Origin of the sequence: Microbacterium sp. LWO14-1.2 (assembly GCF_038397715.1) — a bacterium.
Taxonomy (GTDB): Bacteria; Actinomycetota; Actinomycetes; order Actinomycetales; family Microbacteriaceae; genus Microbacterium.
This window is the reverse complement of the sequence record NZ_CP151633.1, coordinates 987,320-998,258: the sequence shown is the minus strand read 5'-3', so window position 1 is coordinate 998,258 and position 10,939 is coordinate 987,320. Positions and strand designations below refer to the sequence as shown.

Annotated in this window: 18 protein-coding genes; 1 reads left to right on the top strand and 17 read right to left on the bottom strand. The window is 66.4% G+C overall.

The window, feature by feature from the left end; all coding sequences use genetic code 11:
• Position 1 precedes the first annotated feature (1 nt).
• Genes MRBLWO14_RS04865 through MRBLWO14_RS04855 form a run of 3 tightly spaced genes read right to left on the bottom strand, consistent with a single transcriptional unit; the run spans position 2 to position 3,392 of the window.
• On the bottom strand, positions 2-1,573 hold the full coding sequence (locus MRBLWO14_RS04865; RefSeq protein ID WP_341935329.1) for a hypothetical protein: 1,572 nt from the start codon (positions 1,571-1,573) through the stop codon (positions 2-4).
• Positions 1,574-1,588: 15 nt separating this feature from the next.
• The gene (locus MRBLWO14_RS04860; RefSeq protein ID WP_341935328.1) at positions 1,589-2,905 is read right to left on the bottom strand and encodes a PBSX family phage terminase large subunit; all 1,317 of its coding nucleotides are present in this window, start codon (positions 2,903-2,905) and stop codon (positions 1,589-1,591) included.
• The gene (locus MRBLWO14_RS04855) at positions 2,895-3,392 is read right to left on the bottom strand and encodes a hypothetical protein (RefSeq protein WP_341935327.1); all 498 of its coding nucleotides are present in this window, start codon (positions 3,390-3,392) and stop codon (positions 2,895-2,897) included. Before MRBLWO14_RS04855 ends, MRBLWO14_RS04860 begins: the two co-directional genes overlap by 11 nt.
• 108 nt (positions 3,393-3,500) lie before the next feature.
• Between MRBLWO14_RS04855 and MRBLWO14_RS04850 the strand changes: the two genes are divergently transcribed.
• Positions 3,501-4,325, top strand: a complete 825-nt coding sequence (locus tag MRBLWO14_RS04850; RefSeq protein WP_341935326.1) for a hypothetical protein — start codon at positions 3,501-3,503, stop codon at positions 4,323-4,325.
• A gap of 132 nt (positions 4,326-4,457) precedes the next feature.
• Here MRBLWO14_RS04850 and MRBLWO14_RS04845 read toward each other — a convergent pair whose 3' ends face one another.
• From MRBLWO14_RS04845 to MRBLWO14_RS04780, 14 genes are all read right to left on the bottom strand, one after another.
• The gene (locus tag MRBLWO14_RS04845) at positions 4,458-4,667 is read right to left on the bottom strand and encodes a hypothetical protein (RefSeq protein WP_341935325.1); all 210 of its coding nucleotides are present in this window, start codon (positions 4,665-4,667) and stop codon (positions 4,458-4,460) included.
• Positions 4,660-4,989, bottom strand: coding sequence for a hypothetical protein (locus MRBLWO14_RS04840; protein WP_341935324.1), 330 nt, complete (start codon positions 4,987-4,989; stop codon positions 4,660-4,662). The genes MRBLWO14_RS04845 and MRBLWO14_RS04840 overlap by 8 nt, the downstream gene beginning before the upstream one ends.
• Positions 4,990-5,113: 124 nt before the next feature.
• Positions 5,114-5,500, bottom strand: a complete 387-nt coding sequence (locus MRBLWO14_RS04835) for a hypothetical protein (protein WP_341935323.1) — start codon at positions 5,498-5,500, stop codon at positions 5,114-5,116.
• Positions 5,497-5,841 (bottom strand): hypothetical protein, encoded by a 345-nt coding sequence (locus MRBLWO14_RS04830; RefSeq protein WP_341935322.1) that lies wholly within the window; start codon positions 5,839-5,841, stop codon positions 5,497-5,499. The genes MRBLWO14_RS04835 and MRBLWO14_RS04830 overlap by 4 nt, the downstream gene beginning before the upstream one ends.
• Positions 5,838-6,221: a hypothetical protein gene (locus MRBLWO14_RS04825; protein ID WP_341935321.1), complete on the bottom strand. Its 384-nt coding sequence runs from the start codon at positions 6,219-6,221 to the stop codon at positions 5,838-5,840. The genes MRBLWO14_RS04830 and MRBLWO14_RS04825 overlap by 4 nt, the downstream gene beginning before the upstream one ends.
• Positions 6,218-6,502: a hypothetical protein gene (locus MRBLWO14_RS04820; RefSeq protein ID WP_341935320.1), complete on the bottom strand. Its 285-nt coding sequence runs from the start codon at positions 6,500-6,502 to the stop codon at positions 6,218-6,220. Before MRBLWO14_RS04820 ends, MRBLWO14_RS04825 begins: the two co-directional genes overlap by 4 nt.
• Positions 6,499-7,314 carry a hypothetical protein gene (locus tag MRBLWO14_RS04815; RefSeq protein WP_341935319.1) on the bottom strand — a complete coding sequence of 272 codons (816 nt, stop codon included), beginning with the start codon at positions 7,312-7,314 and terminating at the stop codon, positions 6,499-6,501. The genes MRBLWO14_RS04820 and MRBLWO14_RS04815 overlap by 4 nt, the downstream gene beginning before the upstream one ends.
• Complete coding sequence (locus tag MRBLWO14_RS04810) at positions 7,311-7,916, bottom strand: hypothetical protein (protein WP_341935318.1); 606 nt, start codon at positions 7,914-7,916, stop codon at positions 7,311-7,313. The genes MRBLWO14_RS04815 and MRBLWO14_RS04810 overlap by 4 nt, the downstream gene beginning before the upstream one ends.
• Positions 7,913-8,263: a hypothetical protein gene (locus tag MRBLWO14_RS04805; RefSeq protein WP_341935317.1), complete on the bottom strand. Its 351-nt coding sequence runs from the start codon at positions 8,261-8,263 to the stop codon at positions 7,913-7,915. The genes MRBLWO14_RS04810 and MRBLWO14_RS04805 overlap by 4 nt, the downstream gene beginning before the upstream one ends.
• Positions 8,264-8,297: 34 nt before the next feature.
• Entirely contained in the window at positions 8,298-8,798 is a 501-nt protein-coding gene (locus MRBLWO14_RS04800) for a single-stranded DNA-binding protein (protein WP_341935316.1), read from the bottom strand.
• The gene (locus tag MRBLWO14_RS04795; protein WP_341935315.1) at positions 8,798-9,439 is read right to left on the bottom strand and encodes a hypothetical protein; all 642 of its coding nucleotides are present in this window, start codon (positions 9,437-9,439) and stop codon (positions 8,798-8,800) included. The genes MRBLWO14_RS04800 and MRBLWO14_RS04795 overlap by 1 nt, the downstream gene beginning before the upstream one ends.
• On the bottom strand, positions 9,436-9,777 hold the full coding sequence (locus MRBLWO14_RS04790; RefSeq protein WP_341935314.1) for a hypothetical protein: 342 nt from the start codon (positions 9,775-9,777) through the stop codon (positions 9,436-9,438). The genes MRBLWO14_RS04795 and MRBLWO14_RS04790 overlap by 4 nt, the downstream gene beginning before the upstream one ends.
• On the bottom strand, positions 9,777-10,448 hold the full coding sequence (locus MRBLWO14_RS04785) for a hypothetical protein (protein WP_341935313.1): 672 nt from the start codon (positions 10,446-10,448) through the stop codon (positions 9,777-9,779). The genes MRBLWO14_RS04790 and MRBLWO14_RS04785 overlap by 1 nt, the downstream gene beginning before the upstream one ends.
• The gene (locus MRBLWO14_RS04780; protein ID WP_341935312.1) at positions 10,448-10,825 is read right to left on the bottom strand and encodes a hypothetical protein; all 378 of its coding nucleotides are present in this window, start codon (positions 10,823-10,825) and stop codon (positions 10,448-10,450) included. The genes MRBLWO14_RS04785 and MRBLWO14_RS04780 overlap by 1 nt, the downstream gene beginning before the upstream one ends.
• Positions 10,826-10,939 lie beyond the last annotated feature (114 nt).

Sequence of the window (10,939 nt, the reverse complement as noted above, 5' to 3'; positions counted from 1 at the left end):
CTCAAGCTCCGTCGACCTCGGGGTCCTCACGATCGGGGTCGTCGCCGGTGAACGCGGCCGGCGTCACCACGGCGCGCTCGGCCTGGATCTTCGCGACCTCCTCCTCGATCTGGGGATCTTCCCAGTCGGGGTTCGCGCGGCGGACCTTCTGCTCGAGCGAGATCGCCGACGCGGTGTCGAGGAGGGTGAGGGTGCGGGCGAGCTTCTCCGGGTCTTCCTGGGACACGTCGGGGAACACGACGGTCGGCTGGTCGAACCGGCCGCCGCCCTTGCCGGGGAACACGAGCCCGTCGATCTCCAACGCCACCGACGCGGCCCTGCCGATCGCGACGCGCTCCTGCAGGATCTTCTTGTCCCTGGTGCGCTCGGACGCTTTCTCGCGGTCGGAGACCTCCGTGGCGGTCATCTGCCCCGTCACGCCGGTGTAGTCGCCCCACGCGGACTGGGAGAACCCGGCCTTACGGAGGATCTCACGGTAGATCGCGAACGCTGTCTTCTCGTGCGCTTCGGTGCGGATCTCGAACTGCACCTTGTCGAACGCGACCTCGCCGGGCCTTCCAGGCATGTTCAGCCCGGCGAAGATCTCCCGGCCGGAGTCGAACGATGCGCCCTGTCCGAGCCCGGTGTAGTCGAGCGCGGCCTCCGGGACGAGGATCTTGCCGGCGCCGAGGCGCAGGTCCCGCATCCATGAGGAGAACGTCTCGTCGAGGCTGTCGAACAGGGAGTGCAGCTGGGCGAAGTCGGAGCGTCCCGTGTTCGCGAGGACGCCCTTCTTCCGCCATGCCGCGGTCGGGATGTTGGGGTTGTAGATCGCGGTGAGCCGGTCGATGTTCGTGAGGATGCGGGAGTCGTCATCGACAAGCTCCGCGTACGTGGACGTCTCGGCGATCTCGGTGAGCGGCACACGCCGGCCAAGGTTGTTCTCCGACCCGGCGTACAGGGCGTGCTCGATCGCACCGACCATGTGGTGCTCAAGGTGCCGGTAGTACACCGACCCCTTCACATACTCGGACCAGAGCGTGCACTCGACCATCCGCCCCATGCGGAACGTGGGAATGATGACGTCCGCGGCGGACGGTTCCAGCCATACGTGATCAGCGACGGTCGTGTCCCAGCGGACGACGAGCGCGACAGCACCGAGCGCGGACTTCAGCTCACCCATCTGGTTGAACGTCGCGTGCGCTTCGTCACCGTTCGCGATCAGGTCGAGGCGGTCCTGCGCCCGCCCGACAGCCCGGAGCGTCTTCTCGAGCTTCACCTCGGGCGGCTCGGCAAACACGAGGTCCGACGCGAGCGCGGCGAGATCCGCCGGGGCAGGCACATGTAGGCGGACGCGGTTCTCTCCGGCGGGGACGGGGCGGCCCCAGAACATGCGGGTCGCTGCGCCGACAAGCCCGCCGCGCATCGGCTGACCCCGATGCTGGTGTGTCGCCTGAGCGGCGGCGTCGCGGCGGTACATCTTCGCGAGCGCGGCGGTGTCGCCGGTGTACCAGGCGTCGTTCTCTGCGAACGACCGGTACGCGGTGTCCCACGGGGCGGGCAGCCAGGGAGTGTTCGGGGCGGGGATCGGCATGGGTTCCCCTTCGGGTCAGGCAGCGACCTGCGTCCGCCAGTAGTTCTCGGTCGAGTGGGTGATGTAGCGGCCCGCGTCGAGGGAGTGGTCGTCTTCCTTGACCACTTCGTCGTCGCCGTTGTTGGTCGCCTTCTCTGACCATCGGTACTCGGTGACTTCGCTGTTCCAGCCCTCGCACCGGTCGGTGACGATCATCTGGTCGTTGTCGAGGAGGTTCGCGATCGTCTTGATCCCGGGGAGCACATCGTTCACCGCCGGCCAGGGGGAGAGTCCGGTGCCGCGGAGGTCCTGCTGCATCTGCATGTGCATCGACGCGGCAGCCGGGTCGAGCATCAGGAACCGCGGCGGGATCGCGAGCGGGTACGGGGTGTGGTCGCTGGGCAGCCAGTCGCGGAACCGCTGCGAGAGAGCGGCGTCCGTGAGACGAAGGTTGTCGTGGTCCTTCGGGTTGTACCGCCACTCGTCCATGAGCACGAGGCGGGAGTGGGGGACGGTGCGCCCGTACTTGTCGACCTTCTGCTCGTCGGTGACGCCGAGCATGAGCGCCGCGGTCGTGTTCGTGGTGCCGTAGTCCATCCCGATACCCATGACGTCACGCAGGCGCGGCATCTTCTCGAACGGGATGATGTGACGTTCCGGGTCCCACATCGGGTACACGGCGCCCTCAGCGTTCGTCCACTCGCCCTTGATCATCCGGTCGTAGAACACACCGGAGTACGACCGTTCCATGTCGGCGATGTACTCGGCCGGCAGGTTCGGGTTGTCCTTCATCGTGAAGTGGAACGAGATGAGGTTCTTCGCGGCGCCGGGGACGATCCAGTTCTTCCGGATCCAGTGGTTCCGCGACGCCGGGTTCATCGTCGCGAGGAGACGTGCGCCTTCGACACGGAGGCGGGAGACGAGCATGTTCCAGAACGCCTCGGGCAGCAGTGCCGCCTCGTCGACGTACGCGAGCGCGATCGTTGAACCCTGGATGCGGCCGACCGCCTCGGCGTTGTGCGCGCCGATGACCATGACCTCGCGGCCGAGGATCCGTGCCGAGCTCGCGCCGGGCGTGTAGTGGATCTGCGAGGCGATCAGCGTGCCGAAGATTGAGGTGTTCTGGAACAGGACGAACACGTTCTGGTACACCGTCGTCATAGTGCGCCCGACAATCACGATGATCCCGGTACGCGGGGCGAGACGGATCGCGAGCAGGAACGCCCACAGGCTGATCACGGTCTTCCCGGCCGACACCGACCCGAACCACAGCGCGAGCTTGAACCGCATCGCATCGACGAGGGACAGGATCTGCGCACGCGACGCGGACCGCTCGATCTCCTCAAGCCTCATCTGGAGTCTCAGCTCGGTATATGTCCGCTGCTGCCCGGAACCCCTCAGCGAGAGTGTCGAGAACACCCACCGCCTGCTCGAGGCCCGTGTCCGACCGCTCGACGATGCGAGTCAGCTTGTCGAACGTGATGCCGGCCGTGGTGATGACGTTCCGCCGCACCTCAACCGGCGCCGAGTCCAGAGTGCGCTGCTCGAACGTGTTGTCCTTGCCGCCGAAGTTGTACACCACGTACTCGTCGTCGATGCGATCAAGCATGTCCTCCGACGCCGCGAGCATCTTCTCCGCCAGACGGATCCGACCAGCCGCGAGGTCGATCGTGTGAGCCTTCGTCGCCGCCTCTGTCTCCGATCGGTCAAACTCCACGCCAGCGCGCTTCGCCCACCGGGTGATCGTCGCCGGGTCAAGGTCGAGCTCGCGAGCGATCGCGTTGCGGGACATGCCCTGATCGAACAGAGCCTTCGCGCGTTCCTGCGTTTCGGGGTTCATCGGTGAACGCGCCACGGTAGATCACCTCGACTCGGGCCTCTTGCCCTATGCGGGATGCGCTCTGTTGGCGCGGTACTTTGGAGGCTCGCGGCCTAGGGAGGGTGTTCGATGGCGAGCTTTGGTCAGAGGATTGGGAAGAAGCCGATTCGTGAGGTGATGCAGACGGACGATCTCGACGAGGCGACCCGTGTTCGGCTCTGGAACCTCATCCATCCCGTGACTGAAAACCTCCGCGAGCTGACAGATCGGCGTGGCTGGACTGTGATGCGCGATGTCTGGCGGTCGGTTCTGGGGCGCGCGGTGGATGAATTCTCTTGGCCGTCGTGCGAGCTCCAACTGAAAAGTCGCATTCTCCGTGATGACTGGGTTGAAGCGATGGAGGCAATGGAGGGCTTCGCGAAGATCCTGCACGATGCGGTGAATGAGCGAACCGCTGTCGAGTTCCGGCGCCGCGCAAATCTGATCTTCACGGAGGACCTGGTCGGGTACCGCTACATCGGGTCCGAGCTGGCGCCAGTTGAAGACGAGCAGAGCGCGAACGAAGTAGAAGCCGCGATCGCTGCCGCCGATGATGTCGCGCGTAGGCATCTGCAGAACGCGGTGTCGCTGCTCGCAGATCGCCACAACCCCCAGTACGCGAAGGTGGCCAGCGAGGCGATCCTTGCGGTCGAAGCGTCCGTCCATGCGCTGACCGGCAAGAAGACTCTTGGCGATGGCGTGAAGGAGCTGGGGAAGGTGGGCCTGCCCGTCCATCCGGCAATCGTCAAAGCATGGGGCGCGATGTACGGCTACGCGAGCGACGCGGGCGGGATGCGTCACGCGAATATCGGGGGCGAGGAAGTCGACGCGGCTATGGCGGTGTACCTTCTCGTCACCTGCTCGGCCTTCGTGAACCTGCTGACGAAGGTGGCAGCAGCGAGTTCCGAGTCCTGATGAGCGAAGCCCCGGTGTCCCTCGCTTGAGGGGCCGGGGCTTCGTGCTGTGGACAGACTCGTCCTGCTGTTTCTATCGTGACGGCTTTGACGAATTAATGCACGCTTATTCGATATCAGGACGTGTCTCGGGTTATCGCCTGGACGCAGACCCCTTGGGTCGGCCCCGCTTCACCTCCGTCTCGATCCGCTGCACGGCTTTCGACAGCACCTGCGTGACGCCGCGTGTGGTCTTGCGGGTGGCGAGGAGTCCGTTGTCGATCCAGCGGTAGATCTGGCGGACGTCGCGGTCGGCGAGGAACGCGGCCTCCTTCACGGTGATCCACTCCTTCGGGTCAGGCATCGGTGTCCTCCGTTCCGGGTTCGGTGATGCAGCAGTAGAACGGTGGGTGGTCGCCCCAGGTGTGTGGGGCGTGGAGAGTGGTGACACCGCAGTTGCGGAGTGCGTCGGGGTTGGAGGTGGGAGGTTCCGTGGGTGCGGTGAGGGGGCTGGCCATGGGGACGGGGCGGATCTCCCACTCGCCCCACAGTGAGCCCTGCGCTGTCACGTACGCTTCGGCGGCTTCCCGTGTGGTGAACGCGAGGGGGAGGGGGAGGAGGTCGTGGTGTCCCTCGTCGCGGGCGAGTTCGCCGTCGAGGATGAACACGGTCTCGGGGTTGGTCATCTGATGATCTCCTTCGCTTTCCGTTTCCCGCACCGGGAGCACTTCGCTACCCGGATCCATTCGGTCACGAGCTGGTACGGGTCACCCCATTGCCAGGCGTGGCCGCCACGCCACCACGCGCACCTCACGTCTCGTCTCCCTGCTCTACCGGGAGCCACGGGCCAGGAGGAACAGCTGGGATGCGCTTCACGACCCGATGGACGAGGCGCACATAACCGTCCTCGTGTGCCTCCTCCTCGTTCTGGTCGCGAGCCACCTCCTCGGCTTGCTCGCGCGACATCCACTCGACCGCGTCATATGCCTCGTCGCTCTCCTCGAATCGCGACTCGACGCCGTACTCCCATTCCGGTTCCTCGGTAACGACGGACGCCGCCGATGCGATCTGTCGCACAAGTTCGCGGAACGTCCGCGAGTCGTCAACGTCGTTGAGATCAAGGTCGATCACGTCTTCGAGGCGAGGCTCCAGAACCTCCCAGATCGCGTGCTCGACGGCGCTCATCTGATCGCTCATCGGTCTACCGCCTCTCCCTGCTCAGCCTCGCCCCAACCGAACCAACGGTCGATCTCACCGCGCATCCACGTATCGAGCCATGCCTGCACCGTGTCACGGTCGAAGCTGCGTGTGCGCATGCTCCAGGTGCTCCCGTGCTTTCGCGGCATGAGGGACACGAGGGTGAAGCTCGGCCCTTCCTCGTCGTACTCGCCGTCGTCGAAGAACCACGACAGCGGCAGGTTGAGCGAATTTGACGCCGCCTCGGCCTCACTCTGAAGCTGCTCGAACGTGCCGAAGTCGTTCGCCTCGTAGGTCGAATCGAGCGGGTACATGCCCTCGGGGCATCCCTGGTCAGTCATCGGTTCTGTTCCTCTCGGTTCTCTCCCGGGGTGGCGGGTGCGCCCGTGCTTACGAGCTCACGGGTCAGAAGGTGGTTCTCCTCGGAGTCGTCCGGTTCGCACCATCCGACGCGATCAGGCGTCGAGTAGATCCACTGCCCCCGCTCGCCCGCGGCGGCGAGACACGAGTAGTCCGCGGGGTGCTCGTCGAACACCTCCGGCAGTTCGCGGGCCTGGTCGACGTGCTCCGGGCAAGCCCATGTGCACCAGTCGGTCGGCGGCGCGCCGATCAGGAAGTGCGCGACGGCAGGGCGGAGGCATGCGAGCCTCCCACCCTCGGTCCAGTGGCACTTCCCTGCGGCGTGCTTCGGCGTCTCCCCGGTGACCTTCGCGCGGCTCATCGGTTCTCTCCCTGTACGGCGGCGGGATAGAGTCCTACTTCGCGGTTGAAGGTCTGGCGGGCGTTGATGCGCTTCCACACATCCACGGTCCGGTTCAGGCACCCGGCACCGATCACGATGGAGATCGCCGGGTCGTCAAAGATGTGGAAGCGCTCCGGGTCTGTGAAGTTCGCGTCGTTAGTGCGCCACCGTTCGAGCCACTCGACCTCGGCGGGCGTCGCCGCCCCACCGACGCGCTCCATGAACTGAGCGACGGTCAAGTTCCCCATGCGTAGGTTCATCGGTTCTCTCCCTGTACGGCGGATGCAGCACGCAGAGCGGCACGCATCCGCTCGACAGTGTCGAGTTGCCACCGCTCGAAGTCATCCGATGCCGAGTAGGGAAACATCGCGTTGAGTGCGGCGAGCACCTGCGCGTCGGACGGTTCGCCCTGCGGCTCGAAGCGGCGTCGGAGGAGATCGCGGGTTGCCTCGACCAGTGCTGTCGATGCCACAGGGCGTCCGCGACGCGCGTAGATACCAGCCCAGAACAGCAGATGATCCGGACCGTGAGCGGCGTCGTGCGCGGGGTCGTACCCCTTTGTGATCTGCCGATCGCGCTCGGCCTTGACTGCGACGAGGAAGTCGTGCGGGCTCGGCTCGAAGCCCTGTGCGATCAACACATCCACGTCCCGCTCGTCGTCGGTTGTCAACCCCGCTGTGAGACCGCGCAGAGAGTCCGTATCGTCTCGCGGAGTTGCCTCGGGCCCAGACCCCGCTCGGGGTGACGCCTTCTCGAACACGGCCAGAGCCTGCTCCGCCTCGCGCATCCGTCGCCAGTACTTCGCCGCCGTGTGATCCGCGCCGGCCAGCACGTCCTCGACCTCCCGAAGCCTGCCAATGAGGGTGAGCACGGCACTGGGGTTCGCCGCGGCGATGAACTCGGCGTCGTTCTCCGAGAGGTCTGCGATGACGTCGTATCCGAGGTAGATCACGGCCTCGGAGTCGTGGCAGACCCTCCATGGTTCGCCCGGCCCTTCGCTGCGCGCTTCCCACGGCGGCGGTGTTTCCGTCTTGAGCGCGAGCGCTTCGAGTTCGTCGAGGTCGATCTTCATGATGCGTGCTCCAGTTCTTCGTATTCGTCCTGGTTCAGGACGTGGCGGCATTCGTCATTCGTGCAGCGGATGGTCACGTGCCCTTCGAACCAGGCGGGCGGGTTCCAGATCATCTGCTGCTGGCATTCGGGACAACGAACCCGGCGGATGCGGTGGGGGCGTTCCTCGACCTCATGGGACCGGTACGCCCTCTCGGCGGCGGCAGCGAACTGGATCGCGTTCGCGGCGCCGAGCTCGGACTGCACCCACTGGTTGGCTGTGCCGGGGTTCGAGGCGAGGAACCGGTCGCACTCGTCGAACGCGAGGGCGATGCCGGTGAGGTTCACGTGCCCGTCGACGCGGGTGCGGACGCCGGCGTTGTCGCGCTGCACGGCCTTCGACAGGCCGAGTTGCCGGGCCCGGCGGGAGAAGTCGTCCCACCGCGCCAGGGCGTGCTCGACACGGTCGAAGTGCGCGCCGCACAGGAACCCGCGCTCCGCCTGCCGAGGGAAGCACCCGCGGCAGTCGTCGTTCGTGCACGTCTCGAGGTGCACGTCGGTGGCCTTGCACGGGGCCACCGAAGGTACGCCGGGGTATCCGGCCACACAGAGGATCGTGTTCATCGAGTGGCTCCTGTCGTGCTCGGCGTGCGGATGATCGCGGTCTCGGCGTCCACGTGGGTGAGGGCGATGCATCCGGAGTGCCCCTCGACCCAGACGACGGGCGTGTGCCCGGAGAGGATCTGCGCGGCAGAGCGGGTGACGGACACCCGCCCCTCGCCAGTGCGCGCGCCGGTCCAATACCGGACTGGCGATCCGACGGGTGTGGTTCGGTTGAACTCCTCGACCGCTCGCCGGTTCTCCCATTCCTGCTCCTGGCGCCGCCACTCCGCGACGCATTTCTGCTGGCATGTCCAGTAGTCCTGCCAGTCGTCGTCATGCTCACCGGCGCGGAACCAGACGTGTTTCATGAAGCGCCCGCATAGATCGCAGCGCTCCTGCGACTCAGAACGGTGTGTCATCGCCGTACGCTCCTTCCGGTGACCAGGCGTCCGTCTGGGCGTCTCCGGGCGTTGCCGACGTCCAACCGGTGTCCGTGGCGGTTTCCGTGCGCCCACGGTCCGCCTGGCCGCCCTCCGGACGTGCTGCACGGGTGACCTGTGCGGTGGCATAGCGAAGGCTGGGCCCGATCTCGTCGACCTCCAGCTCAATCGCGGTGCGCTGGTTGCCCTCGCGGTCCTGGTAGGAGCGCTGACGCAGACGACCCTGCGCGATGACGCGCATGCCCTTCGCGAGGCTGCCGGCCACGTGCTCGGCGAACTCCCGCCACACGCTCGCGCGGAGGAACAGCGGCTCCCCGTCGACGTATTCGTTCTTCGCCCTGTCGAAGTTCCGCGGCGTCGACGCGATCGTGAAGTTCGCGACAGGGAGGCCGTTCTGCGTGTAGCGCAGCTCGGGGTCGGCCGTCAGGTTCCCAACCACGGTGATCACAGTCTCGCCAGCCATCAGCGCACCCCCTCGAACTGCACGCGCTTGGCATCCCGCGCCCACGTGTAGTTCCTGAAGCGGTGCACATCGTGCTTCCCGCGGATCTCACAGTGCCAATGCGAGTAACCACCCGAGCCCCTCGGCGGGACCTCGTTACAGGCGAACGGCTTCTTGAGATACACCGCGGCGTGGAGGCCCTTGAAGTAAAGCCACCGGCGGAGACCGAACCACTCGCCGCGGACACGGCATTCCCAGAAGTCCCAGCGTCGGAACAACGCGAGCTCGCGGCGGCTGATGCCGTAGTGCTCGATGCGCTCGCCCCAGAAGCCGAGCTTGACGGTGCCGCCGTCGTCCTGCACGTCGAAGATCCGCCAGGACACGTCCTGACCTTCGGTCGCACGGACGTCGGCGTAGTGGTGCGTGGTGATGATGCGGCCGTGCGCCTCGTTCTCGTCTGCGAAGCGGTACCAGAGGTCCCGGCCGCGGGGGGTGTCGTAGCTGCCGGTGCGGTAGTCGCCGACGAGGATCATCAGCCGGTGACCCCAGTCATACCAGCGGTGGCGGTCGCCGATCATGGTCAGGACTCGGTGGGCGAGACTGCCGTCGCGCGTCTTGTACCGGAGACGGTTCGCCTTGGTGCGGAGCTTCTGAGCATTCATGATGCTGCCCTTTCTGCGCGGTCGCGCATGTTCTGTTCTCTGACTTCGATCTCGTACTTCGCCAGCCACGTGCGGGCGGTGTGCTCGGAGATCCCGAGGTGTCGGGAGATCTCGGCCCAGGACTGGTTGAAGCGGCGGCCGGCGCTGATCTCCTCACCGGCGCGGGTGGTGTAGCCGCTGCGGCGTCCGGAGTTCGGCCGGTAGCCGCCGTGCGTGGTCGGGGTGATGCGCTGCAGGATCACGTCGGCGACGTCGACACCGCGGCGTGTGGCCTCGGCGTGCAGCTGCCGGTACACGTCCAGGGGAACGTTCACCTTCACGGGCAGGTAACCGTCCATCAGGCGACCTCCGCCCTGTACTCGCAGCGGATGCACGTCCCGTCGCCGAGGAGCTTGTGCTTGCCTTCCGGGCACAGAGACCCAGGGACGACGGTGAACGGGATTGGTGCGGACTTCATCACGGGCCCCGCGAGCGTGTACGCCATGCGGGCGTCGCCGCACGCCCGGCACGCCTTCCCATCGGGACCGTTCGGCCTGTGTTTCGAGCAGAAGGGGGAGGGGGCATCGCGCGTCCCCTCTACGCCAGTAGAGGGGAGGTCGGGTCGGGTCGGGTCGGGTCGGGTCGGGGTGCTGTGACTCACACCATCGGTCACGCTGTCTGTCACGCGTGACTCCTGCCGTGACCGACTACGTGACGCCTCGCGTGACCTCCGCTTTCGTTCGACCATCGCCGCGCGATCCGCCTGAACCTGTTCACGTGTGGGCTGGTACTCCGCCCAGTCGTGGAACTGGTATCCGCCCTCGACCTCTTCCCAGAGTTGTGCCTCAACCAGCAGCTCACTAGTCTCCGAACCGCCGAGCGCCAAGACGATCCCGAGCGGCACGAATCCGTCAGTGAGCTGCTGCATCGACCACGAGCCAGCACGCACCCAGAGGCCGAGGGCTTCGTTCCCAGCGACGAACGCCTTCACGTGGAACGCGAGCGCGTCGTCGACCTTGAACCAGACCATCAGTCCGGCCTCCCTTCGCTGATGTGTCGCCGCACGGTCGCGGAGACGAGATAGAACCGCTCGCCGTCGAGGTACTCCACCGGCGTCGCCTTCGAACGCTCGAGCGTGGCCGCGTTCGTCGCTGCCTTCTCGACCCGGAGCCCGCGCTCAATCAGGTCCATCCGGAGCAGCGAGGTGGCATCCTCCGCAGCCCCGTTGCAGGGCACGCACACGGCGCACAGGTTCGCGGGATCGTCGAGCACGGTGGAGCCACCGGACCCGCGGTTCGCGCGGTGATGTGCTGTCTGCGCCTCACCCAGGCACCCGGGTAGCGCCATCAGGCAGAACCCGCCGTCACGCTCGATCACGGCCTTCTTCGTCGCGACGGTCACGGTCATCGCTTCCCCTCCTCTCGGTGGCAGTGGCACGCCAGCGGGTGCGTGGCGGGCAGGTGGTCCCGGACAGTCGAGTGACCGAGCGGGGTCCAGCAACAGCGGCGGGCACACGGCTTC